20 protein-coding genes, 1 tRNA gene and 4 pseudogenes are annotated in these 25418 nt (G+C 61.7%); 15 read left to right on the top strand and 10 right to left on the bottom strand.

The genetic code is table 11. The features are described 5' to 3' along the window. Positions 1-576 precede the first annotated feature (576 nt). Complete coding sequence (locus HU230_RS21645) at positions 577-1059, bottom strand: lipocalin-like domain-containing protein (RefSeq protein WP_176529938.1); 483 nt, start codon at positions 1057-1059, stop codon at positions 577-579. Between the two features lie 363 nt (positions 1060-1422). Here HU230_RS21645 and HU230_RS21640 point away from each other — a divergent pair, with 363 nt between their 5' ends. Further along, a complete protein-coding gene (locus HU230_RS21640; protein ID WP_176529939.1) occupies positions 1423-1668 on the top strand; it encodes a bestrophin-like domain in 246 nt (81 codons plus the stop codon). Between the two features lie 298 nt (positions 1669-1966). On the opposite strand, the gene HU230_RS21635 is transcribed toward HU230_RS21640, so the two are convergent. Beyond that, positions 1967-3085, bottom strand: coding sequence for an IS630 family transposase (locus tag HU230_RS21635; protein WP_176534927.1), 1119 nt, complete (start codon positions 3083-3085; stop codon positions 1967-1969). A 902-nt stretch (positions 3086-3987) separates the two neighbouring features. Here HU230_RS21635 and HU230_RS21630 point away from each other — a divergent pair. The 6 genes and pseudogenes from HU230_RS21630 to HU230_RS44380 form a co-directional block, all read left to right on the top strand. Then, positions 3988-4992 (top strand): TRAP transporter substrate-binding protein, encoded by a 1005-nt coding sequence (locus HU230_RS21630; protein ID WP_176529940.1) that lies wholly within the window; start codon positions 3988-3990, stop codon positions 4990-4992. 290 nt (positions 4993-5282) lie between these two features. Then, positions 5283-5855, top strand: coding sequence for a TRAP transporter small permease (locus HU230_RS21625; RefSeq protein ID WP_092115779.1), 573 nt, complete (start codon positions 5283-5285; stop codon positions 5853-5855). Beyond that, the gene (locus HU230_RS21620; protein WP_176529941.1) at positions 5855-7138 is read left to right on the top strand and encodes a TRAP transporter large permease; all 1284 of its coding nucleotides are present in this window, start codon (positions 5855-5857) and stop codon (positions 7136-7138) included. The genes HU230_RS21625 and HU230_RS21620 overlap by 1 nt, the downstream gene beginning before the upstream one ends. Before the next feature lie 211 nt (positions 7139-7349). Continuing rightward, on the top strand, positions 7350-7931 hold the full coding sequence (locus tag HU230_RS21615; protein ID WP_176529942.1) for a Spy/CpxP family protein refolding chaperone: 582 nt from the start codon (positions 7350-7352) through the stop codon (positions 7929-7931). Between the two features lie 165 nt (positions 7932-8096). After that, positions 8097-8172: transfer RNA gene (locus tag HU230_RS21610), tRNA-Lys, on the top strand. Positions 8173-8295: 123 nt separating this feature from the next. Further along, positions 8296-8387 (top strand): annotated as a pseudogene (locus HU230_RS44380) (IS1 family transposase); the annotation flags it as partial. Positions 8388-8777: 390 nt separating this feature from the next. Here the strand turns inward: HU230_RS44380 and HU230_RS21605 are convergent. The 3 genes from HU230_RS21605 to HU230_RS21595 all read right to left on the bottom strand — a co-directional run bounded on the left by HU230_RS21605 (position 8778) and on the right by HU230_RS21595 (position 13602). Continuing rightward, the gene (locus HU230_RS21605) at positions 8778-10463 is read right to left on the bottom strand and encodes an integrase catalytic domain-containing protein (RefSeq protein ID WP_176529943.1); all 1686 of its coding nucleotides are present in this window, start codon (positions 10461-10463) and stop codon (positions 8778-8780) included. A 786-nt stretch (positions 10464-11249) separates the two neighbouring features. Next, the gene (locus HU230_RS21600; protein ID WP_176529944.1) at positions 11250-13037 is read right to left on the bottom strand and encodes a PHA/PHB synthase family protein; all 1788 of its coding nucleotides are present in this window, start codon (positions 13035-13037) and stop codon (positions 11250-11252) included. A 349-nt stretch (positions 13038-13386) separates the two neighbouring features. After that, on the bottom strand, positions 13387-13602 hold the full coding sequence (locus tag HU230_RS21595) for a dodecin family protein (RefSeq protein ID WP_092126770.1): 216 nt from the start codon (positions 13600-13602) through the stop codon (positions 13387-13389). Between the two features lie 232 nt (positions 13603-13834). Here HU230_RS21595 and HU230_RS21590 point away from each other — a divergent pair, with 232 nt between their 5' ends. Then, positions 13835-14068, top strand: a complete 234-nt coding sequence (locus HU230_RS21590) for a hypothetical protein (protein WP_207831609.1) — start codon at positions 13835-13837, stop codon at positions 14066-14068. Between the two features lie 27 nt (positions 14069-14095). Further along, positions 14096-14448 (top strand): annotated as a pseudogene (locus HU230_RS21585) (hypothetical protein). 109 nt (positions 14449-14557) lie between these two features. Here HU230_RS21585 and HU230_RS21580 read toward each other — a convergent pair. Together HU230_RS21580 and HU230_RS21575 are read right to left on the bottom strand one after the other, a co-directional pair. After that, the gene (locus HU230_RS21580; RefSeq protein WP_176529945.1) at positions 14558-15004 is read right to left on the bottom strand and encodes a hypothetical protein; all 447 of its coding nucleotides are present in this window, start codon (positions 15002-15004) and stop codon (positions 14558-14560) included. A 475-nt stretch (positions 15005-15479) separates the two neighbouring features. Further along, a complete protein-coding gene (locus tag HU230_RS21575; RefSeq protein ID WP_176529946.1) occupies positions 15480-15620 on the bottom strand; it encodes a hypothetical protein in 141 nt (46 codons plus the stop codon). Between the two features lie 797 nt (positions 15621-16417). On the opposite strand from HU230_RS21575, the gene HU230_RS21570 reads away from it, so the two are divergent. After that, positions 16418-16618: a hypothetical protein gene (locus HU230_RS21570; RefSeq protein ID WP_176529947.1), complete on the top strand. Its 201-nt coding sequence runs from the start codon at positions 16418-16420 to the stop codon at positions 16616-16618. A gap of 477 nt (positions 16619-17095) precedes the next feature. On the opposite strand, the pseudogene HU230_RS21565 reads toward HU230_RS21570, so the two are convergent. From HU230_RS21565 to istA, 3 genes and pseudogenes are all read right to left on the bottom strand, one after another. After that, a pseudogene (locus HU230_RS21565) lies at positions 17096-17508 on the bottom strand (hypothetical protein). A gap of 236 nt (positions 17509-17744) precedes the next feature. Further along, positions 17745-17975, bottom strand: a complete 231-nt coding sequence (locus HU230_RS21560; RefSeq protein ID WP_176529948.1) for a hypothetical protein — start codon at positions 17973-17975, stop codon at positions 17745-17747. 185 nt (positions 17976-18160) lie between these two features. Then, positions 18161-19660: an IS21 family transposase gene (istA, locus tag HU230_RS21555; protein ID WP_176534928.1), complete on the bottom strand. Its 1500-nt coding sequence runs from the start codon at positions 19658-19660 to the stop codon at positions 18161-18163. A gap of 1160 nt (positions 19661-20820) precedes the next feature. Here istA and HU230_RS21550 point away from each other — a divergent pair. From HU230_RS21550 to HU230_RS21530, 5 genes and pseudogenes are all read left to right on the top strand, one after another. Continuing rightward, positions 20821-21084 (top strand): annotated as a pseudogene (locus HU230_RS21550) (helix-turn-helix domain-containing protein); the annotation flags it as partial. A 258-nt stretch (positions 21085-21342) separates the two neighbouring features. Beyond that, positions 21343-22593, top strand: a complete 1251-nt coding sequence (locus HU230_RS21545; protein WP_176529950.1) for an acetyl-CoA C-acetyltransferase — start codon at positions 21343-21345, stop codon at positions 22591-22593. 18 nt (positions 22594-22611) lie between these two features. Beyond that, complete coding sequence (locus tag HU230_RS21540; RefSeq protein WP_028340063.1) at positions 22612-23394, top strand: SDR family NAD(P)-dependent oxidoreductase; 783 nt, start codon at positions 22612-22614, stop codon at positions 23392-23394. A 76-nt stretch (positions 23395-23470) separates the two neighbouring features. Then, entirely contained in the window at positions 23471-24181 is a 711-nt protein-coding gene (locus tag HU230_RS21535; RefSeq protein ID WP_234633833.1) for a crotonase/enoyl-CoA hydratase family protein, read from the top strand. Positions 24182-24214: 33 nt separating this feature from the next. Further along, the gene (locus HU230_RS21530; RefSeq protein WP_234633832.1) at positions 24215-25381 is read left to right on the top strand and encodes an acyl-CoA dehydrogenase family protein; all 1167 of its coding nucleotides are present in this window, start codon (positions 24215-24217) and stop codon (positions 25379-25381) included. Positions 25382-25418 lie beyond the last annotated feature (37 nt).

The following is a 25418-nucleotide window of genomic DNA, read 5'->3' as shown; positions in this document are numbered from 1 at the left end:
CTTTAGCCATGCACTCTTTGACATACGCCCGCTTCTTCGACAGATGAAGCCCCTGCGCAGAAGCTTCCTTCTTGCAAGCCTTCTGTCTCATTAGCCACTGGGGGTTTTCCGTCGCTCTTCCTGCAAGTGCCGGTGTAGTGACGGCTACTGCGAGCGCTACTCCGGCTGTGATTACGGCAATGTATTTCATAAAATCTCCAAAGGTGTGATGCAACAAGGATCATGTTAGGTACGCTGCTCACGAAGGCAATGCAAAGGACGCTCAAAATATCATCAAAGCAGTTCGTTGTTTGAACAGGGAGGAGGCGGTGTGACGCAGCACTATGCAACGATGCGGTGCCTTTCCCTGGCGGGCGCGGCAAGGTTGGTCTTCATACCCACATTCTGGTCGTCTACACTACCGAAAGTTGGCTAGCCTGCTACCATCAAGAGCCGCGCCGGAACGTGTCGCCCTCACTTCCGATTGTGGCCCTTTTCGGAAATGCCGCGCTTGCTATAGAAAGTCCGGTGTCGGGGGGCAAGCGGACGTCACAGCGCTTCGGCGTGCAAGAACGTCGAACACTAGCCCGGCCGGTCTTAGCGTTCGCGCTCCCAGGTGAGGGTTCCGACCACCTTCTTGCCGGGATAAACGGCGCTGGCTTGTTCACCCGTTCGAATGGTCAGCTTGTCGCCCTGCAACTTGAAGAATCTCACCTGGTCCTGCCCGGTCAGAAGCTCATTCCAGGATATATCGACCTTGGTTGTGAACTTGTCGTCCTCGATTGTGAATGGGCCGGTGTAAACCATCAGCGTCTTGAGGAGAGCTGCCGACTCTGCATCGTTTGCCGCCGGTTTGCGATCTGCCGCCGCGATGACGAATGCCGCGTACCCGTCCGGCGTGATGAGCGCCCTGCCTTTCGGATTGCGACCAAACGGTTCGGTGACGTCTCCACCGATGATCTGAATGGTCCACGAAGTCAGCTTCCAACTGCCGGCCAGCTGCCTTGCTGTGTCCTGCGCGAAAGCCAATCCAGGCGTAAAATAGCAATACACGACAACAGCGAGGGCGAAGAAGCGCATATGCCGTCCTCCCATGAAGGGAACAGACTTCGAGAATGGCCATACTAACCAGGGGGAATGAATCTGCGAGCCCTTCGACGACTGCCTCCTGGCCCGCCACGCCAAGTCCTTGGCAGCGGAGTGGCAACACTCCGGTATTGGCCCAGGGCGGACGTGATGGCGATGCTGGCCGATGTCTTCTTCGGTTCAAACGAGACGATGCCTGGACATCGCCATCGTGACGCGTTCGTTTCATGCTTGCCAAGTACGTCACGGCCCCTGTGAGTGATGAGTGGCCGGCGATGGCGGAGGACCATGAGGCCCGCACAGCCGAGTCGGCCTAAAATAGTACGCGCGGGCAGTGCCCGCTGTGAGCGACTTGCGGTGGCATCCGATCGCACGATCGATACCACGTGGATTCTGGTGATCACCCTCGGTGTGGTCACGCAGATGTCGCTCGGGCTGGTGCATCTCAACAAGGCTGGCGCGCAGATCACGGCGCCAAGCGTGCTCTCGATCGCGGTGGTGATGGCGCTGGGACTCATTGGTCTGCAGGCGCGTCCTTTCGCGGGGGATGTCCGGGTAGAGCCGGGACCTCTTGTCGAACTCGCGAATACCATCACGCAATGAGGATGCGGCGACTGTTGCCGCCGATGCGGTGCTTGTCCGTGCCGTTCGCCGCCGCGCTCGTTCGAAATTGTGTTGCACATCGGACACGACGGGCAACTCAGCAATAGCTGTCAATCCTGCCATAAGAAAATATTCCGCTTGGCGTTTCACCCAACTCAGATGTTCAATACATCCATCTCACCCGATCGAGGGTGCGCTTCGCGATCGTCACGAACGTGGGTCGAGATGCGGTGGACGCTGATGTCGAGACTGACGAGTGTGACTGAAGTGGACGGTGAAGTCGTGTGGTCCTGACGCCCTAGTGTGGTGGACCAGAAGTTCGCGATATCGAATCTGGATTTGGCGGAGCGTTGTACCGGCAGAAGCGTTCGATGGATGCCAGGATGTCATCGGCGGACTTAGTCCAGCGGAACGGCTTGGGATCGGCGTTGTGCCGGTCGATGAAGGAAGCGATGTCTGCCCGGAGGGCGGCAACGCTCCGATAGATGCCGCGTCTGATCTTCTTGTCGGTCAGGAGTGCGAAGAAGCGCTCGACCTGGTTGAGCCATGACGAACTGGTCGGGGTCAGGTGCACGTGCCACCGGGGCCGCTTGGCGAGCCATCTTCGGATCAATGGCGTCTTGTGCGTGGCGTAATTGTCCATGATCAAATGGACGTCGAGGTCGCGCGGCACGGCAGCCTCGATCTCGTCGAGGAACTTGCGGAACTCGACAGCACGGTGGCGTCCGTAGCACTTGCCGATTACCCGTCCACTGGCAATGTCGAGGGCGGCGAACAGCGATGTGGTGCCGTGCCTTGTGTAGTCATGGCTTCTTCGGGCCGGTTGGCCGGGACGCATCGGCAGCATCGGCTGACTGCGGTCCAGTGCCTGGATTTGGGATTTCTCATCCACACAGAGAACGATGGCGTGCTCCGGCGGGGAGACGTAAAGGCCCACGACGTCGCGCACTTTGGCCACGAAGTTTGGATCGGTCGAGAGCTTGAACGTCTCTAGCCGGTGCGGCTGGAGCCCGAAGGCCCGCCAGATGCGTTGCACCGTCGACACCGACAGGCCGCTGGCCTTCGCCATGCCGCGGGAACTCCAATGGGTGGCGTTCTCGGGGCAACTTTCCAACGTCCTCACGATCATGGCTTCGATGCGGGCATCGTCAACCGTACGTGGCGCCCCGGAGCGGGGCTCGTCATGCAGCCCGTCCACGCGCCGCTCCACAAAGCGCCGCCGCCACTTGCCTACCGTTGACCGGCCCAAGCCCAGCTTGGCCGCCACTTCCTTGTTTTGACCGCCTTCCGCGCAGGTCAGCACGATCCGGGCTCTCAGAGCCAGCGCTTGCGCCGTCTTCCGCCGCGTCGTCAGCGCCTTCAGTTCGGCGCGCTCTTCATCACTCAATGTCAGGGAGGCAAGTTGCCGGACCGCCATCAGATCCTCCGTCACTGCTGCTGCCTCCAGCCTTGGCACAGCGACGCGAACCTACTGCGAATCTACGATTGCGAACTTGTGACTCGGGACACTAGCGGCAGGTGTCTTTTCACAGAACGCTGACGCGTCTTGTGAAGGCGGTGACAAGCAAGCCCAGTCTCGCCGGGGAGAGCACGAAGTAAGCCGTAACCCATCGCGCAGGGAAAGCCGGGTTGTTTCCGGTTACACCTGTGGTCCTACCCCCGTGCTTTCTACCTTTTGCACGGGGCCCATGGGTGCGATCGGCACCCGGCTTTCCCTGCGCCCTCTTCAAGAGAGAGGGCGAAACGAAATGCAAAGCTCGGGCAAATCATGTCGCGAGAACGCGAAGCTGTATTCCATCGTCATTGCGAGGAGAAAAGCGATGAAGCAATCCATCGTTCCGCGCACGCTGAACCATGGATTGCTTCGCTTCGCTCGCAATGACCATGGAAGGAGCAGCGGAAAATTCTACCCCGTCACCCTGAGGTGCGAGCCTTTTCGGCGAGCCTCGAAGGGTCGACGGCCACCGGCGGGGCCGTGCATCCTTCGAGGCTCGCAAGTGCTCGCGCCTCAGGATGACGGTTCTGAGATCTGCGGCAGGGGCGACATCGGAGATGGGCACCAGCATTCGCGCCCGGCGAACTCGCCATTGCCAAACCTCGTATTGACCGCGCCGCCATGGCCGGGCACAGCGTGCGGGCGGTGTCATTGAGCGGTCGCGAGAGCCGAAAGGGATACCGCCGCATCGGGTTTTGCAGTGCAGCAATGGCGCAATTTAGCCCCTGCTAAAGGGGCAATGGCAATCGTCGTTGCTTGTCTGTAATGGTGCGACCGGATGTCTCGGGGCCGGTATTCGTGCTCCGCAATACGCGGGAGGAAACATGCGTAAGTCCATTTTGGCCGCGGCGTCGATCGCGGCCTTGACCTTTGTCGGGCAGGCCTCGGCGCAGTCGCCGATCGTCATCAAGTTCAGCCACGTGGTGGCCTCGGATACGCCGAAGGGCAAGGCGGCCGACAAGTTCAAGGAACTCGCCGAGAAGTACACGGGCGGCAAGGTGAAGGTCGAGGTCTATCCGAACTCGACGCTCTACAAGGACAAGGAAGAGCTCGAGGCACTGCAGCTCGGCGCGGTGCAGATGCTGGCGCCGTCGAACTCGAAGTTCGGCCCGATCGGCATCAAGGAATTCGAAGTCTTCGATCTGCCCTACATCCTCCCGGACCTGAAATCGCTGCGCAAGGTGACCGACGGTCCGCTCGGCGCCCAGCTGCTCAAGAAGCTGGATTCCAAGGGCATGACCGGTCTCGCCTATTGGGACAACGGCTTCAAGCAGATGAGCGCGAACAAGAAGCTGGTCGCGCCCGCCGACTACAAGGGACTGAAATTCCGCATCCAGTCCTCGAAGGTGCTGGAGGCCCAGTTCCGCGCGCTCGGTTCGATTCCGCAGGTGATGGCGTTCTCCGACGTCTACCAGGCGCTGCAGACCGGCGTGGTCGACGGTCAGGAGAACACCTGGTCGAACATCTACACCCAGAAAATGCATGAGGTGCAGAAGTACGCGACCGTCACCAATCACGGCTACATCGGCTACGTCGTGGTCGTGAACAAGAAGTTCTGGGACGGCCTGCCGGCCGACATCCGCGACGAACTCAACAAGGCGATGAAGGAAGCCACCGAGTTCGGCAACAACCAGTCGGCCAAGGAGAACGAAGACGCGCTCGCCGAGATCAAGAAGGCCGGCAAGACCGAGATCATCTCGCTGACGCCGGAGCAGGACGAGGCGATGCGCAAGGCGATGATGCCGGTCTACAAGGACGTCGCCTCGCGCGTCGGCCAGCCGCTGATCGACGAATTCCTGAAGGAAACGGGCCGCAGCCCGATGAACTAAGGCGGATCGCCTATTAGCCGCCGAACAGGCGGTGCGCTCCCTCTCCGGCTTGCGGGGGAGGGTTGGGGTGGGGGCTCTCTCCGCGAGTCGCGTTGTGGAGAGAGCGCCCACCCGCATTGCATATTCGATGCAATGCGACCTCCCCCGCAGGCGGGAGAGGTGGACTGAGTGTGTGGACGGGCCTCTCAACCGAGAGCTGTCTCGCAAATCTAACGAATGCCGCGGCCGCGTGAGGCCGCAGCCTGGGTGCCGTGGCCGGTTGCCGCATCAGGCCATGACAGGGGAGATCAATGCTGCTGAAAATTCTGGACCGGCTCGAGGAAATCATCATCGCGAGCCTGATGGGCGCTGCGACGCTTCTGACCTTCGTCACGGTCGTGCACCGCTTCCTGGTCGATGTGCCGGTGCTCTATCCGTATCTGTTCGGCATCAATCTCGCATGGTCGCAGGAACTGTGCATCTACATGTTCATCTGGATGGCGAAGTTCGGTGCCGCCTATGGCGTGCGCACCGGCATCCATGTCGGCGTCGACGTGCTGATCAATCGCCTCAATGACGCCTGGCGCAAGCGCACCATCAGCTTCGGCCTGCTCGGCGGCGCGCTGTTCACCGCGATCGTCGGCACCATGGGCGCCAAGTTCGTGTTCGAGCTGATGCACACCGATCAGGTCTCGCCCGACCTCGAGATCCCGAGCTGGATCGTCTACGCCTGCATCCCGCTCGGCTCCTACCTGATGTGCTTCCGCTTCCTGCAGGTGTGCTGGAATTACTGGTGGACCGACGAGCTGCCGCACCATGACGCCTCCCATGTCGATGGCGTCGAGACCAGCAAGACCGCGCCCGTCGCGCTTGGAGAAGCGTGATGAGCGCCGCACTTATCTTCGGACTGCTGTTTGCCCTGATGCTGACGGGCATGCCGATCTCGATCTCGCTCGGCCTGACCGTGCTCACCTTCCTGTTCACCATGACCGAGGTGCCGATCGAGAGCGTCGGCCTGAAGCTGTTTTCGGGCCTCGACAATTTCGGCATCATGGCGATCCCGTTCTTCATCCTGGCAGGCACGTTCCTGACCCGCGGCGGCGTCGCGCGGCGCATGATCGCGTTCACGACCTCGCTGGTCGGGCATCTGCCCGGCGGCCTTGGGCTAGCTGGCGTCGCGGCCTGCGCGATGTTCGCGGCGATCTCGGGCTCGAGCGTCGCCACCGTGGTTGCGATCGGCTCGATCATGATGCCGGCGATGGTCGATCACGGCTATCCGAAGCGTTTCGGCGTCGGCGTGATCTCGACCTCGGGCGCGCTCGGCATCCTGGTGCCGCCCTCGATCATCCTGGTGCTCTACGGCGTCTCCACCAACACCTCGATCGGCGCGCTGTTCATGGCCGGCATCGTGCCGGGCGTGCTGCTTGCGCTGATGCTGGCCGCGGTGACCTTCTTCGTGGCGCGGCGCAACGGCTATCCGAAGATGCCGCGCGCGACCATCGGCCAGCAGTTCACGGCGTTCCGCGAAAGCATCTGGGGCCTGTCGCTGATCGCGATCGTGCTCGGCGGCATCTATGGCGGCATCTTCACGCCGACCGAAGCGGCCGCGGTCGCCGCCACGTATGCCTTCTTCATCACCGTGTTCGTCTACAAGGAGCTGAAGCTCTCCGAGGTGCCGAAGGTGCTGCTGCAGGCGGCGAGCATGAGCTCGATGCTGCTCTACATCATCACCAACGCGGTGCTGTTCTCGTTCCTGATGACGCATGAGCAGATCCCGCAGGAGATGGCGGCCTGGATCATCGACAAGAACTTCTCGGTCTGGATGTTCCTGCTCGTCGTCAACGTCATCCTGCTGCTCGCCGGCAACGTGATGGACCCGTCGTCGATCCTCCTGATCATGGCGCCGATCCTGTTTCCGCTGGCGACCAAGCTCGGCGTGCATCCGGTGCATCTCGGCATCCTGATGATCGTCAACACCGAGGTCGGGCTGTGCCATCCGCCGGTCGGGCTCAATCTCTACATCGCGAGCAGCATCGCCAAGATGGGCATCAGCGAGATCACGATCTCGGTCCTGCCGTGGCTATGCGCGATGCTGGTGTTCCTCGGCCTGATCACCTACGTGCCGGAGATCTCGCTGTGGCTGCCGCGGCTGTTGGGAATGATCTAGCCAGCGCATGATCCGGAAAAGTGTGAAGCGGTTTTCCGACGAGATCATGCGCAAACAATCAGAAAACCAAAGCGCGACCTCGCGCTTTGGATGTTTCTGGCGGGCAATGAAGCGGATTACATCTTGGCAAGAAAGGTCTCTCTGTCCAATCCGTAAGTTGAAGGCCGCAGCAGGCGGTATCATTCTCAGGCAACCTTCAAAGGAGGTTTGGATGAAGAAAGTTCTGCTCGCCGGTATCGCGGCGCTCACGATTGCCGGTTCGACCGCGGTCTATGCCCAGCATCGCCCGTGGTTCCATGGCCAGATGCGGATGAGCCCCGAGGATCGGGCCGCCTTCCTCGACGCGCGCATTGCCGCGGTGCACGCCGGGCTCAAGCTGACCGCCGATCAGGAGAAGCTGTGGCCGCCGGTCGAAACCGCGGTGCGCGACTTCGCCAAGATGCGGCTCGATCGCGCCAATGCGCGGATGGCCGCGGAGAAGACCGATGCGGACAAGGCCGACAAGCCGGATGATCCGGTCGCGCGTCTGCGCGAGCGCGCCGACAACATGGCCGCGACCGCGACGTCGCTGAAGAAGATCGCCGATGCCGCCGATCCGCTCTACAAGACGCTCGACGACAACCAGAAGCGGCGGCTGACCATGCTCACCCACATGGAAGGGCGCGGTTTCGGCGCCGAGGGCTGGCGCCGCCATCGCCTCGAGCGCGGCATGGATCGCTGGGAGCGCGGCGGCCGCGACCATCATTTCGACCGCGATGACGGTCCGGATCAGGAACGCTCCGGCCGGCTCTGACAGCCAGCCGCCGGCATCCTCGCCAAGCCTATGAAAGGCCGCCGGAATCCGGCGGCTTTTCGGCTGTCAGAAAGTCGGGAAAAGTTGCGCCAGCTTGCTGGACATCGCGGAATCGCTTTGCTAAACGACGGCCTCTCTTGCGAGGGTCATTTCCGGACAAGTTCCGGGCGCATAGCTCAGTTGGTAGAGCAGCTGACTCTTAATCAGCGGGTCCCAGGTTCGAGCCCTGGTGCGCCCACCATGAATCCCTCCAGAGAATCAAGCATCTAGCGCTCCGCTCATCAGGCACAGAGCGCGAACGTTCAGACGCCTTTCGGAGCCATTTAGACGCTCGCATGCGACAAACGTTCTTTTCAGCACGATTCCGAAGCCGCTGGTTGACGCTGGCGAGCTTGTGCGGCCTACCACGATGCGACCGTGCGCAACGTGCCCTCAAAGACTGTCCTGTGCGACGAGACTTAGTCCCTCAAGCTCGAGGAGCATAAGAACGGCGCCGGCCCGAGGACGAGAAGCTCGAGATCGTCCTGGAGAGCTTACAGGCCGCGCCAGGTCGCGGCGACGGCGCGGCGATATGGCGTTTCGCGCTCGTTGCTGCTGCGATGGCGGCGAGCGTCTCGTCCCGAGCCGCCGGATGCCGCCGATCAGCGCACGAGCGTCATACCGGCGATACAGGTACCGGAACCGGGGGCGACGCCTGGTCCAGTAGAGCCGGCCGGCGAGGCGATCGAGATCGAGTTTGCTGCCGGAGCTCGGATGCGGATTACTGGTGCGGTCGACGCGGCGACGCTGAAGGCGGTTGTAAATAGGCGCCGAACTTTGACCCCCGTATTGCCGCATCTGCGAACGTTACCCTGATGGCGCCATTGCCGATGACGATCCGATGTCGATTGATCGGCCGCGCCAGGTGACTTTCCCGGCTTGCTCGACGAGAGGGGCTGTGGGCGGGTCGGGCCCTAAATAGCCCGAGCCGTCCACAACCCCGGGCAATGGGGCAGCGGTCGTGGCGTCGCCGAACGGACCCTGGGCGACCAACTGTTCGGCAGCCCTCCGTCTGAGCGCCCTCAGCAGACGCTGCACAATCGAATGCTGTCTCTTCCCGAACTCCTCGGGGTATTTCTCGCTCAGCCGGCCGACAATTGCGAGCGCCGTCAGCTGCGGCTGCTCTGCGAGCCAACCTTCGATCGCAGCAATATGCGGGTCGAGCTTGGACGGCATGCGAACTCTGGTCTTATAGGGCCGACGAGTTCGCCGGTGCGTGGCACGCGGCTCGCCGACCGTCACCGTCTTGCCGAGCGTCTTCGCGAACGTCGCCGCGGTCGCTGGCAGGGTGCTAGTGTGAGCGGGTTGCAGGCCGCGCGCCTGTCCGGCACGACGATCGACGCGATTGCCGAGTTCCTCTTGGGTTACGCGAATCTCCGCCAACAGCGCGACCGGATCGAGCGAGCGATACTGATCGCGTAGCCGTTTCTTCACGGCCGCGGTCACCTTGGGATGCGCCAATGCACGCTCATAGGGCGTCGACGGGGGATGATAGCGCTTGATCACTTTAGCCCCTTCGCGACGCTTCTCCTTCAGCTTGAACGACGGCTGGAAGAAGTTGACGTAGAGCCGTGCCGCCGCATAGAGGCGGCCCATCACACGCACCGTCTCGACGCCATCGAAGCGGCCATAGCCCATGAGGCGGCGGACGACGGCACCATTCTTCTGTTCGACGAACGCCTGATCGTTCTTCTTGTAGGCGCGCGAGCGAGTGACTTCGAGCTTCTGTTCGCGACACCATGGCACGACGACATCGTTCATGAAGGCGCTGTCGTTGTCGAAGTCCACGCCGCGCAACAGCCAGGGGAACAGGCTCTGTGCGCTGTTGATCGCCTCGACGACCAGCGAACCTTCCCGCGTCAGCAACGGCAGGCACTCCGTCCAGCCGGTGGCGACATCGACCATCGTCAGGGTTTGGATGAACGAGCCAGCCACCGACGTGCCGCCATGGGCGACCATGTCGACCTCGCAGAAGCCGGGCACCGGGCTGTTCCAGTCATTGAACGTGCGGATCGGGACCTCGCGCCGGATTGCCGAATAGAAGCCGGCACGGCGCCGCCTGCCGCCGCTCGCCACGAGCTTCACATCGACGAGCAGGCGGTCAATGGTAGCGGCACTGATCGCCAGAACACGATCACGGTCCGCCTGCCCAAGCTGCAATCGGCCATGTTGCTCGAGAGCTGGCAGCAAGGTCGGGATCATCACCTTGAGCCGCTTGCCGCACACCCGATCCGACGCCTCCCACAGCGCCGTCATCGCGTCCTTGACCGTCGCGCCATATCTACGCTTGCGCTCTCGCGGCGCCTCGACCTTGCGCGGCCCAACCGTCGCGCGTGGCCGAAGTGCACGCACCGCATGCTTGCGATGCCAGCCTGTCGTCGCGCATAGCGCGTCGAGGATGCGTCCCTTCTCCGCCCGTCCGGCCGATCGGTAACGCTCCATCACCGCCGACACCACTTCGCGCCGCGCGCCCATGCTGATCTTTCCCGCCATAGAGGCCACCGAACCGATTCGGTGGCGCCGACCCAGTCATCGGCGAGAAGTTGTCCAGTAACATTCTGGATGAGGCAATGCGCCCCATCGGCTTCCAACATTGACCCCACACGGGAAGAACATTCCGGTGATGGTTCAAGGGATTTGGCGAGGTTGGCGGGGTCAACGTTCGGCGGCGATCCGGGGTCAAACCGTGCGCCGAATAACATGAATGCATCCGCCGATGCGGCGACAGTGCATCATTCTCGCGCGCGTCATCGCGTCGTCCTGCCGGCGTGGCCTCGAGCTTCGCCGCCTTTGCGGGCCCGGCCTACGCGCTGTGTCAGCCGCCGGTTCGGTACCACGACGTTCCAGCTACAACGATCCATCCAAGTTTGGCGGCCAGTCGCTCGGGGCGGATCCATAGCAGCATGGTCGAGTCATGACAGTGCGCAACGTGATCAGGCGAAGTGCGATGCGTGCCGCCTTGCCTTTGTCCCTGACGGTGGTTCCTTCTATTGCTATCTGCGGGTCCGCCAACGCGGCGTCCGTTCATCGAGCCAAGCCCGGACGCTTCCATGCGCCGCATGTGTTCGTTCCTCCCGCCCAAGACGCGGCTCCGCACGGGCAGTACGCGGTCCCCGGCTGGTCCGACGACGCAACCCGGCGCTGGCTCAACGATGCCAGTTCGGGCTGGACTCACGCTTGATAGCGGTGCGCGCTTGCGCATCGCACCTAGGGTTTCCGGGTCTGCTTGAGCCCCTCTTATATTTAGCTTCGCCGTGACGGGTGGACTGGCTTCTGTCGTTACGCGACGGCTCTGACGCGCACATAACCGCCCGGGGCGTCCTCGATTACGGGCAGGTTGCCCCCGCCGGGCCGGCGCGCCGGAACCCGCACATCATCCAGGCGGGTCATCCAGGCGTCCCAGACAGGCCACCAGGAGCCCTGATGGCTGGTTGCGTCGGAGAACCATTGGTCGGGATCGGCCGGCAACTCGTCATTGGTCCAGTGGCCATACTTGCTTCCCGGCGCGCTGATGACACCCGCCATGTGGCCTGATGCCGACAATACGAATTTGACTGGACCCGAGTACAGCCGCGTGGCCGCGTAGGTTGATTTCCAAGGTGCGATATGGTCCTCGCGCGTCGACAGGATGAAGGTCGGGATCTTGATCCTGGACAGGTCGATCGGCGTGCCAGCGAGCACAATGCCACCAGGCTTGGCCAGAAGATTTTCGAGATACATCTTCCTTAAGTAGAACGAGTGCATGGCTGCCGGCATCCGCGTCGAGTCCGAATTCCAGAACAGCAGGTCGAATGGAAGGTGCTCCTTGCCGAGCAGATAGTTGTTGACGACGAACGACCAGATCAGGTCGTTCGCACGCAACATGTTGAACGACGTTGCCATGTCATGGGCTTCGAGATATCCGCGCTCGCGCATGCGCCATTCCAGGGAGGCGAGTTGCTCCTTGTCGATAAAGACGGCCATGTCGCCGACCTCGGAGAAATCCACCAGCGTCACGAAATAGGTCGCGCTTGCGATGCGGTCGTCATCATTCGCCGCAAGGTAGGCAGCCGTCGAGGCGAGCAGGGTGCCACCCAGGCAGTAGCCGACCGCGTTGACCTGCCGCTCGCCAGTGGCTCTCTGGATCGGATCCAAAGCCGCCACGGGACCTTCGAGCATGTAGTCTTCGAAGCCCTTTCCGGCGAGTTTCTCGTCCGGATTGATCCATGAGATCACGAATACGGTATGGCCCTGGTCGACCGCCCACTTGATCAGCGAGTTCTTCGGCTGAAGGTCGAGAACGTAGAACTTGTTGATCCACGGCGGAATGATGAGGAGCGGCCGCTTCCGAACGTCGGCCGTCGAGGGAGTGTACTGGATCAGCTGCATCAGGTTGTTCTGGAAGACGACCTTTCCCGGCGTCGTCGCGATGTTTTCGCCGAGCCGGAAAGCCTTCATATCGGTCATCGTGATCGACAGGCGGCCGTCGCCGCGATCAAGATCGGAAAGCAGGTTCTCTAGCCCGCGGAGCAGGTTCTGTCCCCCGGTATCCAGCGTGGCCTTGAGGACCTCAGGGTTGGTTGCGACGAAGTTCGAGGGAGAAATGGCGTCGACGAACTGACGTGTGTAGAAATCGACCTTGCGAGCCGAGCTTTCATCCATGCCCTTGACGTCCCTGACGGTCGAAAGGATCGACTTGGCGGCGACGAGATAGCTCTCCTTGACGTAATTGAAAACCGCATTCTCGGTCCAATCCGGGTGTTTGAATCGCTTGTCCGTCGGCTTTTCAGGTTCGAAAGGACGCATTGTCCACATGCGCTCTGCGGTCTTCTGCCAAAGCGCAACGCTCTCGTTGAAGAGGTCGATCTGGGCCTTCGTGGCCGGGGTAGGGTCGGACATCATGTTCGTCATGAGGTCGATGAAGTCGAATCCGACCGTCGAGGTGTCTCCCATGCCGATCCTGGTGGCGTCGGTCTGGCTCGCGGCAAAGCGCTGCATGAGCGATTGGCTCTGCTTCGCTATCGCGTGCAATTGGCCTGCGATGACGAGGGGGTCCCAAGTCGGTGGTTGTGTCGATCGATCTGCCATGGCTCCCTCCCTTGGGCGTTTTTCGAAAGACTAACACCGTGGAAATCTAAGACAACGAGGCAATCAGGATCCATGGATCGCAATATGCTCTCTTGGGCGGCGCGCCATTGTCTGCGCGGTTCAGGGTTTGAGTCGCACGAAGGAGACGAACGAGTGGAGCACTTACGCCGCCGCTCTCCAGGGAAAAGCCTGGCGCGCGAGGCGGCTGGGCATTCTGTCTCCCTGCCGTGGTCGAGCGCGTCTCCAAGCCATCTGGTCTGAACAAAGGTATGAAAATCCGGCGACCGCGCCTGACATCTTTCTCCAACGAGCCAAACCTCGCCCCGCAAGCGGGGCGAGGTGGTGAGGCTCAGGTGCCCTCGAACTTGAACGATACGTTGAGCTTGGCGCGATAGGCTTCTACTTTTCCCTTTTCATCCAGTTGCATATCGAGTTTGACGACCTCGGCAACGCGGAGATCTCGCAGAGATTTTGCAGCTTGCTCGACCGCATTGGTGGCGGCCTTTTCCCAGGAGTCGTTGCTGGTACCGATCAGCTCAATGACCTTGTAGACGCTCTCAGGCATGTCGTCCTCCCGTCCAGTGTGAAGCAGGGAGCAGGTGCACCCTGCCGTTGTCGAGCCTAGCATCAAGATATCGGCGACGATACGACCCACATGATCTCAGGGACATCGTCCGGAGCCGAGAAGGGGTGGACACCGGCCTGCCGAGAACGTCCGATCAACTTCCGTGCGAGGCGTCGATCGTGCTTGACGCCAGAGGCACACCGGATGTTCTCGTTGATCTCGGAGACGCAATATGATGAAGCCTCTGAGTGCCTCGATATCGCACGGCTTGCGCAATATTTTCAGGTTTGGCAGAGCTGCCTGCAGCATCACTATAGTCGTCGTAAGCGCTACCGGCAATTTGGGATACCGCGAGCGAATTTCTCTCGCCAGCCCGGCGCCGTCGATGGTCCCCGGCATCACGATATCGCTGAAGACGAGATCGATCCTTGCCGGCCTCAAGCAGTTTCAATGCGGCTTTGGCTGAATCTCGATAGATGGTCTCGTAGCCAAGATGTTCGGACGCGTAGCTGGCTTCAGCACGCCATCGCGTGCCGAAACCGGCCAAGTCGGCGTGATCTTCAACAAGGGTGGATTCATCGCTGGAGTCGGCGGCGATGAGGGCGTGCTCGTCCTTCGCGACAAGCGATGCCCGTTTACGCTGTCAGGCATAAGCGTCGGTTTCACGATCGGCGCCATCAATCTCAGAGGACCCGGCCTCGATCGAGGGCTCCTGCCCTGTGCGGGCGGCGCGCTTGCGGCATTCAAGTTGCAGAACGCCAATGACGTGATCCTGAACTCAGCGGCCCGGAGGTGGGCGCTAAGATATCGGCTGCCGTGGGCGGAGTCACGATACGTCTGAAGTAGGCCGATGCGAGCGGCTTCCGACGAATGGTCACAGGGCTACGGCCCTTCTGCGCAGCCAATTTCCATCGATATGTAGCTCTAATGTCTCACAGGCGTCGACCAGGTTGGCTTACCAGACGCCATTTCCGAACCACCCAAATCTCCATTGCCGCGCGACCTGCAATGCGGGTGGCCACGCACGTTTCTTTGCAACTTTGCGAAAGCGCTGTTGCTTTGACTCTTGCATTCTTGATGCGGACGGTCGTAGCTGGATGGCATCGGGCGGCCGCAGCTGCGCCATTGCATCCCGCTCCTTGGCTCTGGCGGGAACGTCGATGAGCGAAGGCGTGGCGACGATGCTGCCCTCTGTACTCGCGAGTTGCGGAGGAATGATTTTCGGGGCGCTGGTATCGTAAACAATGCGCTCCGGCCATTTCCGATCGGAATGAATGCGGATGATGAAAGGTTTGCTATCTGCGCCTGCCGTGACTTGCGACCTTGCAAGATATGCATTGGAAATGAACAGCAGCACGAGCAGCACTGCGCCGACAACGAGAAAATATCTCGCCAAGGGCATTCGTGGCTCCTTCACCCCGCCCAGGTCTGATAAGCATTGATCTAGGAGATGATGCCAAACTCTCAATCGCGACTAATACCGCATACCAGCAGCAGCCCGGTCCCCTTTAACGGGGATCGGGTTCTGCCATAGCGTTAGTAGCACGGTGGGTAGGGCGCGTATCCGCAGCGAACGGCAGCAGCTCCGACGCCTACGGCCACTCCAGGCCGTACGCCAACGCCACGGGCGCCAACGCCAACACCATGGTGACCAACGCCAGCGCCATGGTGAACGCCGCCCGCGCCACGGTGACCACCGCGCGCCAACGCGTCTGTTGAAACCATCGCGAGACAGCCCATTCCAATGATGGCAGATGCGGCAATAGCGATAAAGGTTTTACGTGACATAATTGATCTCCTTTCCAAGGTTGATCAATGTTATGTTATCCTTCCAGGGTAGGTTTGGATTGATCTGGAGCAAGAACGTAGCAGCTTCTCTACTGGGCCGTACCGTGGTCGCGGTCTACAATTCGGCTCTCAAGGGCATTGGCGATCAGCCTGCCTATCTCCTCGCCTTGTAGAGGCACACGTTTCTTCTGAATCATATTTGTAAAGTTGAAGACAAAAATATACAGCATGAATTCGCGGGTCGTATCCTTCCACAACGAGGAAGTGCTCGGCTCGGAGCGAGGCATCGTATCTTCTTACAATTTTCGATCTTGCGTCGCTCGGGAAACACGAGGCCTTTCAGGCGAGGGCCAGACAACTGTGCCCGCCTCCAACACGATGATCCAGTTCTTATCTTGTGACGTTCTGCGGATGGATCCGGATCAGATGACTTGGTACTTCTCATCGAATGAGGCCCATCGCAATCTCCGCCCATCCTGTGGTCAGGAGGATGCGGCCGGACCATTTCGTGGATCGACGCTGGTGCATGGCCGGATGATGGCGCCGATCGCATGCGGAGAGAAGCCGCTAGGAATCGGTCGCCTATGGGTGGCGATCACCAATGGTGGGTCAATTGTCTAGCGCGGTTGGTCCGGATTTTCTTGCCACGTCGTCGAGTGCTCAGAAATCCACTTGGTCGCGTCGTGCTCCGTAACAAAGCCCTTGATAACTTCCGTTTCGCCATCGGGCCATAGAATATCGATCCTCCAGCCAGTGCCGGGATTTTTGCAAGCCATGAAAGCTGGTAGCTGCTCGGTCATCAAGAAAGTATGCGCCGACGGTGGCCAGCTACAAGCCAGTGATCCTGCCACACTCCGCTTTTTGGCCCCGGTCCGCAAACCGACACCGCCGCGAATATTCGGCGCGGTGGTCTGTTTTGATAGAGGTTGGGTAGCTACATATTGAATATCACCGCTCGGCCGCTTGGCAATTTACCGGTGACTGAGAGCATCATGCTCCCGCCTTCCACGAAGCAAGGAAGTGCGTCATGCAGCAACGGCATCCTGTCAAACATTCCACGTCGCTTTATCAACGCTTGAACGAAGAAGCGCAGCGCCGGCGCAAAGAGGCAAGAGGAACTCCACCGGGCATCGAGCGCGAACGACTCCTGCGCAAGGCGCGGCAGGCGGACAACGCCTCCCAGATGACCGAGTGGCTTTCATCTCGCGGTTTGCGAGCACCGATGTGATGGTCGATTACGGCTTTCACGGCCGAGGCTTACCCGTAGACGTCGGTGGCTGAGAGACCGAACGCGCTCCCGCCTGCATAATGAGGGAATTCGTGAGCGCCTGCTTGATGTGTTCGGCCTGTTCCATCGTCAGTTTCTCGGCGAAACGGCCACCTTTTTCCAACTGCGCCGGTCCCTTAAGTTCTCGATCGTAAACCATCCAGTCGGTGCTTCCTCTTCGAACAATGAATCTGGCGTGTAGAGGTAGGGTGTTGTTCAATGATACCTCCCAATTTGTCGGGCCGCTGGTCTCAGAATCACACACCAGGCGACAGTTTATTCCTGAACCGGGACACTGAAATTCCCGGCAGCAAGTCCCGAGCACGGTTCATGCCATCGGCCAGACATAGGATCGAGAATGTTGCGCAGTCGCATTCAAACCTGCCGGACTTCGGCGGGTTTGTTCGGTTTGGCGACTAGGTCAGTTTTTCATCGGCTCTACCGCTCCGCAGGCCACCAGGTCGACGGCGGGTTCATGACGGAGATCTTTGTGGTCCGGAGTGCCACGAGATGACTGCGCTTATACGACTGGCCCTGCTGGCGGGAGCAGCCCTTGCACCGCATGTAGCGCTCGAGTTCGTGGATCGGCGTCCACTTCGGCCGCCGGACGACATCCAGCGCGACCGTCTGGTGGGTCTCGCAGCCGAGGCACTTCACCTCGAGGTATCGGCAGGCGGCGTTGAGCGCGTCGCCGAGCGCCGGGGACGGCTGGGCCGGCCCCGGAAGGCGAGCATGCGGGCGTTCCACGCCTGGCAGGCCAATATGTCGGCATCCCGTCGAGCATCGGCAGCATGCTCGGCCAGATGCCTGACCGTCGACCCGAACATGTACTCGCGAGACTTGGATCCCATTCCCAATGATCGCGCCGATCCGCGAGGGTGGGAAGCCGCTAGAACTATCGGGCAGCCTGCACCCGCCTACAACGACTTGGTCAATGGGCGCCGGCTATGGCGGGAGAACCGCGCCGAGCAGAGGATTTCCTCCTCGCCGTAGCGCTCGCCTTCGTGCGGACCCCCTCTGGCCAGCGGGACGAGCGGCTAACCGGTGTCATCCACGGGGAGGATGTCGGCCCATGACGACCGGCGCCTCACCAATCAGTCCGCAGGACGTATCGTTGCTTGAGCCTGTTCGTCGTTGTTTTGATTGCCTCCTGTATGCGGTCGAGATCGGCGCCGTCCCGCGCGCTCACGTTGAGACGCCACTCGTCACTTATGGGATCAACTTCCACATGGGCGATGTATTCGCCCCCGGGAACGCTTCGAAGCTCTCGAAGGGCAATCAGCTCTAGATCCTTTGCAGAGATCATCGTGGTGACCACCGCAGAACTCCTTACAACAACGCGGATAACTCTGACTTGGAGGCCTGTGTTCCTATAGCCCCGAGCGGAGGACGAGCGACGAAATGACACCGAAGCAGCAGCGACCGTCGTGGTTCGCCGCGGCGTGACAGAGGCCCAGGCTCGCAAGATCTATCTCATGAGGTCGAAGATTTGGGTCCGTTCCATCAGATGGTCCTCCGGAGGTTGTCGTAGCGGGCACAATCGGCGATCGGCGCATGGCGAAGCGTCAGGGCAGCCGGTGTCATGATGTTGGCCGGTGGAGCGGGCTCGCGTTGACGGGCCAGGATGTTGAGAACGACATCGGCGGAATGGACGCAGTGACCGAGCGCTTCGGCACAGGCGGCTTCCGCCGCGGGCAGACCGTCAGTCAGCACCGCGTTGAGGATGTCGACCATCTGCCGATTGCCATCGTCGGTGCTGGCAAGCCTGCGCCGGATCCGCTCGATAGCGGCTGGCAGCACCCAGCCTTTGAAGGGAGCTCCATTGCGCAAGGCGCCAGGTTTGCGAACCAGTACCGGCACATAGTGCCAGGGATCGTAGGTCGTCTCGCCGCGCCCGAAGGACCGCTGATGCTCAGCGACGATCCGGCCGTCCTGGCGGATCACGATGCGATCGGCATAAGCCTGGACCTCGACCGGGCGTCCGACTGCGCTCGCCGCCACCGAGTATTTGTTGTTGTCGAAGCGCACCAGACAGGTCTTGGAGATCGAGGCGGGCACGGCATGGAAGCCGTCGAAGCGGCCGGCATACGGAACGAGCTTTGGTCGCTCGGCTTCGAAGACTTCCCAGATGGTTTGGTCCGCAAACTCCGGATGCCGATGCGCTTTGGCGTAAGCGATGCATTTTTCGAGTAGCCAGGCGTTCAGTTCATCCAGCGTCTTGAAGCGCAGCCGTGGCGTGAAGAAGCGTTCGCGGACCAGCCCGACCTGGTTCTCGACTTGGCCCTTCTCCCAGCCCGACGCCGGCGTGCAGGCCACCGGGTCGACCAGGTAGTGGCTGCACATCTGCAGGAAGCGGCGATTGTAGAGGCGTCCCTTGCCGACAAAGATCGTCTCCACCGCGGTCTTCATGTTGTCGTAGATGCCGCGCCTGCAGGCTCCCTTGAACAGCGCAAACGCCCGGTCATGGGCGTCGAACACCATCTCCTGTGTCTCGCGCGGATAGGCCCGCGCGAACAGCATCCGGCTGTGGCAAAGCCGGACGTGAGCCACCTTCACGATCACCGTGACCCCGCTCAGCAGGACCACTTCGTGGCTCCAGTCAAACTGATAGGCCTCGCCGGGGGCAAAACTCAGAGGCACATAGGCTGATGCTGTCAAGGCGCCGCGCTCCCGGCTCCAGCGTCGCGCGTAGCGACGAACCGCGTCATAGCCGCCGGTATAGCCCAAGCCGCGAAGCTCTTCGAACAACCGGATCAGCGTCAGCCGTTCCCGTGCCGCCTTGCTCTCATTTGCCGCCAGCAGCCGGTCAAGCTCGGAACTCCACGGCCCCATCTTCGGGAGCGGCTGCGTCTCGCGTTCGTACCGGAACTCGGTTGCTTGAGAACGGATAACCTTGCGGACCACCTTCCGCGACACGCCGAGTTCTCGGCAGATCGCCTTGATCGGACGACCATCAACAAAATAGGCGCGACGGACCTTGGCAATCGTCTCCACCACCAGCATCCCAACCTCGGCTTCCATGACTCAATGGAAGCCACTGTGGACCCTTGCCCCGGGGTCCCGATTGGATGCCGATCACCCCGAATACGGGGTCCTTATTCCACGCCGAAACACAGCAAGCCTTTCAGTGCGTCACTCGGCGCATCTCGTGGTGCGGTTTCTGATGCGGTCGTCGCGCTGGGGGCAACCAGGATCCAATAAGGTAATATTGATCTTCTTGGTGGGCCCGGCAGGACTCGAACCCGCAACCAGACCGTTTTGAGCGGGCCCGGGGCGATCCGGTCACCACCACGCTTCGTCGTCCGCTCTCCTTCCATCGCTAAGGACAGGGAAAAAGGCCATTGCGGCTTCAAGCAATGAGCGGATTGTGATTTACAATTCGGTCGTAACCTATTGATGTATATGACCGCGCTGAGATGGGTTTTTACAGCTAAGTATCTGCAATAACCCATAAAGGAGCTGCCTCTTAATCAGCGGGTCCCAGGTTCGAGCCCTGGTGCGCCCACCAAGCTTTCAAAGCTTAGGTTTAGCCCTCGTAACGGCCACTCCGGCCAGCGGTCGCGTTCTGTTTCGACAAGCGCATTGCTCTCTCCGCGCTACCTTTCCTGAATTCACTCACATCTTTCCTATGTTCGTCTTGCGAGTGACGGACCGGCCGCGCGGTGCGACGACCGGCGCGTGATTCCGCGTCCGCTTCTGCGTCATGCGTCGGAGCCTGCGTGCCCTCATGTCGGACATTTCGTTCGACCACGGTCCAGCACTGCTGAAGTTCGTCGCGACAGATTGGCAGCTGCTACGGCTCCGAGCGGCTTGAGCGATGCGCGAGGTGCCTTCGGCACGCGGGGCGCCCTGCGGCAACGGCAGTTGACAGGGGGAAGCGCCCACTTTAAGCACCTGACTAATTAATCAATTAATTAAGGTCTGAAACCCTAGGGAAAGAATCCGCCTGATGCTGGCCGGCGACCGATATCCGAAGCTGCTTGCCCCGCGCGGTCGCGGCTTCACTCGGCTAGTCCACCGGCGCGGCGCTCGCCGCCAATCCCTGCCTTTACATCCCGCACCCACGTTCGCACGCGCCCGCGCTGTCGCGGACCGGCGCGTCCTGCCCGAACCAGGGTGGGTTTCATTCACCCGTATGAAAAATGAGGAGTGAGGCGTAAACGATGGGACGTCGATCTGAGGTACTGATGGCGCAAGACAGCGCCGGCACGGACAACCGGCGCGTGATACAGGTGGTATCGCGCGCATTCGACATCGTGCGTTGCTTCGAAGGTCGAAGCATACGCCTGGGCAATCGCGAAATCGCCGATCGCTGCGGTCTTCCCCGATCGACGGTCTCCCGTCTCACCTTGACCCTCACCCAGATCGGCCAATTGATCTACCTGCCGCAAGAGCAGAAATATGCTCTCGGTCCTCACGCCGCCGCGCCCGGCGTCCCGCTGTTTGCGGAGGGGGGCGACAAGCCCGTCTGTGCCGACGATCGGGAGCGCGCAACGGCGCAACCGTCGATGCTGATCAACTCGCGCTTCGAGTACTTCGAAGATCAGCGCAAGCCGGTTACCGCGCCGCTTGCGGTGACGCCACACCGCTGACGCCTCGGCTTGTTCCGGGGCAGAAGACCCGAAACGGTTGGGACCCCCGGCACGAGCCCACAGTCAAGAAACATCCAAAGTAGAGGGAAACGCATGTCTGAAGCATACATCATTGACGCGGTCCGCACGCCGCGCGGCATCGGCAAGCCGGGCAAGGGTGCGCTGTCGCACCTGCATCCGCAACAACTGGCGGCAACGGTGCTCGGCGCGCTCAAGGAGCGCAACAAGCTCGATACATCGACCGTCGATGACATCATCTGGTCGACCTCGACCCAGGAGGGCAAGCAGGGCGGCGATCTCGGACGCATGTCGGCGCTCGCCGCCGGCTACGACATCAACGCCAGCGGCACGACGCTGGATCGCTTCTGCGGCGGCGGCATCACGTCGGTGAACCTCGCGGCAGCTTCGGTGATGTCGGGAATGGAGGATTGCGTCATCGCCGGCGGTACCGAGATGATGAGCTATCAGCAGACCCTCGCGGCCGAGCGCTCCAAGGCGGGACAGCCGGCGCGGATGATGGGTTCGGGCAATCCGGCGCTTGACGAGATTCACCCGCAGTCGCACCAGGGCGTGTGCGGGGACGCCATCGCCACGCGCGAGGGGATCAGCCGCGAAGCCTGCGATGCGCTGGCGCTGGTCAGCCAGCAGCGTGCCAAGCGGGCGATCGATGAAGGCCGCTTCGCCAAGTCGGTGATCCCGGTGCTCAACGACGACGGCCGCGTCGCCCTCGGTCGTGAGGAATTCCCGCGCCCCGAGACCACGGCCGAAGGCCTTGCTTCGCTGAAGCCGAGCTTCGAGCAGCTTGCCGATTTCGACCTCGGCAACGGTGTGACGTTCAAGAAGCAGATCCAGCGCCGTTATCCGGACCTCGAGTGGAAGGGCGTGCATCACGCCGGCAACAGCTCGGGCGTGGTGGACGGCGCCGCCGCGGTCCTCATCACCTCCAAAGAATATGCCGAGAAGCACGGCCTCAAGCCGCGCGGCCGGATCGTGGCCTATGCCAATCAGGGTGACGATCCGACGCTGATGCTCAACGCGCCGGTTCCGGCGGCCAAGAAGGTTCTCGCCAAGGCCGGCCTGACCAAGGACGACATTGACGTCTGGGAGATCAACGAGGCCTTCGCGGTCGTCGCCGAGAAGTTCATCCGCGACCTCGAGCTGGATCGCGAGAAGGTCAACATCAATGGCGGCTCGATCGCGCTCGGCCACCCGATCGGCGCCACCGGATCGATCCTGATCGGCACGGCGCTCGACGAGCTCGAGCGAAGCGGCGGACGTTATGGTCTCGTCACCATGTGTGCCGCCGGCGGCATGGCGCCGGCCATCATCATCGAACGCATCTGATCGCGAAAGGATATTGCCATGAAACTCGATTCATCGGTCGCCGCCGTCGTCACCGGCGGCGCTTCCGGCCTCGGCGCGGCCACCTCGCGGGCGCTCGCAGCACAAGGCGTCAAAGTCGCGATCTTCGACTTCAACGAAGAGAAGGGTGAAGCCATCGCCAAGGAAATCGGCGGTGTGTTCTGCAAGGTCGACGTCACCTCCGACGAGCAGGTCGATGCGGGCTTCGCCAAGGCGCGCGCGGCGCACGGCCAGGAGCGCATCCTGGTGAACTGCGCCGGCACCGGCAACGCGGTGAAGACTGCAGGCCGGGACAAGAAGACCGGCGAACCCACCCACTTCCCGATCGACGCCTTCAACCGCATCATCCAGATCAACCTCGTCGGCACCTTCCGCTGCATCGCCAAGTCGGCGCAGGGCATGCTGTCGCTGTCCCCGCTGGAGCACGGTGAGCGCGGCGCGGTCGTGAACACGGCGTCGGTCGCGGCCGAGGACGGCCAGATGGGACAGGCGGCCTATTCGGCCTCGAAGGCCGGCGTCGTCGGCATGACCCTGCCGATCGCGCGCGACCTGATGGCCGAGGGCATCCGCGTCAACACCATCCTGCCGGGTATCTTCAACACCCCGCTGCTGCAGGGCGCCCCGGAGAATGTCAAGGCCGCGCTCAGCGCGTCGGTGCCATTCCCGAAGCGGCTTGGCATGCCGGAGGAATATGCGCAGCTGGCGCTGACCATGATCACCAACGGCTACTTCAACGGTGAAGATGTCCGCCTCGATGGCGCCATCCGCATGGCCCCGCGCTAAGCGCACGGCAACAGGAGACCAAAGCGAAGAAACTCCGGTCCTCACTGAAGTCCGCGGACCTATACTGATCATCACGTTGAACCGGCCCGAAGCCAAGAACGCGGCCAACCTCGCCCTCTCCAAGGGCGTGGCCGCGGCGATCGACCGGCTGGACGTCGACGATGCCCTCAGCGTCGGCATCATCACCGGCGCCGGCGGCACATTCTGTTCGGGCATGGACCTCAAGGGGTTCCTGAAGGGCGAGCGGCCGTCGATCCCGGGCCGTGGCTTCGCCGGCCTCACCGAGGCGCCCCCGAAGAAGCCGCTGATCGCGGCCGTGGACGGCTACGCGCTCGCCGGCGGGATGGAGATCGCGCTGTCGTGCGACATGATCGTCGCCAACCGCAACGCCAAGTTCGGGATCCCCGAGGTGAAGCGCGGGCTGGCTGCTGCGGCCGGCGGGCTGATCCGCATGCCGCGCCAGATGCCGTTCCGCGTGGCGATGGAGTTCGCATTGACGGGCGAGTTCTTCGGCGCCGAGCGCGCCTACCAACTCGGCATCATCAACCGCGTGACCGACGGCCCGGCCCTCGACGCCGCACTCGAGCTTGCAGCCGCGATCGGCGCCAATGGCCCGCTCGCCGTCAAGGCATCCAAGCAGGTGATCGTCGAATCCCGGCTCTGGCCGGAAGACCAGATGTGGAAGAAGCAGCAGGAGATCGTCGCTTCTGTCTTCGTGTCCGAGGATGCCCGCGAGGGCGCGGCTGCCTTCGCAGAAAAACGCGCGCCGAACTGGAAGGGCAAGTAAGGCGTCGCTTGTTTCAATGACGGAGCGCCGGTTTTGATTGAAGCAGAACCGGCGCTCCGAATTTTTTTTGTCAGTGCTTCGCCGCACGCCGGCCGGTTTCCGCGCCGCTTGAGAGCGCTGGAGGCGTGGCGGGAGGCCGGCATCGTCGACCGCAGCGCGTTCAAGAAGGCCGGCGATCTCGGCTTCCTGATGATCTGGCCCGAGGAAAAGTATGGCGGGATGGGCGACGAGGACTTTCGCTATGAGCAGATCATCATCGAGGAGACCGCGCGCTCGGGCTGCAAGGGCTGGTTCAACACGCTGCACAGCCGCCTGGTCGGCTCCTATTTCAAGCGCTTCGGCACCGAAGAACAGCGCGACCGCTTCCTGCCCAAATGCGTCAGCGGCGAGACGATCCTGGCCATCGCGATGACCGAGCCCGGCGCGGGCTCGGACCTCGCGGGCATGCGGACGACGGCGGAGGACAAGGGCGATCATTTCCTGCTCAACGGCTCGAAGACCTATATTTCCAACGGCATCAATTCCGACGTGGTGATCGTGGCCGCCAGGCTCGCAGGTGCCGAGAAGAAGCACGCGATGGTGCTGCTGATCGTCGAGCGCGGCATGGAAGGCTTCGAGCGCGGCCGCAATCTCAAGAAGATGGGCATGCCGGCGCAGGACACCGCCGAACTGTTCTTCCAGAACGTGAAGGTGCCTAAAGCCAACATGCTTGGAGAACCGGGCAGGGGCTTCTACTATCTGATGGAGGGCCTTGCCGAGGAGCGGCTGATCTCCGCGGTCGGGTCAATCGCCAATGGCCGCAAGGCGTTCGACATCACACGCGCATACGTGATGGATCGCAAGCTATTCGGCAGGCCGCTGGCCGAACAGCAAAACACCCAGTTCCGCATGGCGGAGATGGATGCCGAGATCGATCTCGTGCAGGTCTATGTCGATCACTGCGTGGCCGAACACAATGCGGGGCGCCTGACCAGCAATATGGGCGCCAAGGCCAAGATGATGTCATCGGAAGTCGAGTGGAAGATGCTCGACCTCGGCGTACAGCTGCACGGCGGCGCAGGCTATATGGATGAGTATCCGATCAGCCGCATGTTCACCGACGCGCGCGTCAATCGGATCCTGGCGGGAAGCTCCGAAGTGATGCGGCTGATCATCGGCCGCGATGTCTTTTCGAAGCACTACAAGAGCATTCTGGACTAGCCGGTCACCGCGGCCGGCTGTCTACTTCGCTCCGCGC

Source organism: Bradyrhizobium quebecense (assembly GCF_013373795.3).
Classification (GTDB): Bacteria; Pseudomonadota; Alphaproteobacteria; order Rhizobiales; family Xanthobacteraceae; genus Bradyrhizobium; species Bradyrhizobium quebecense.
This window is presented reverse-complemented; position numbering and strand designations above follow the sequence as displayed.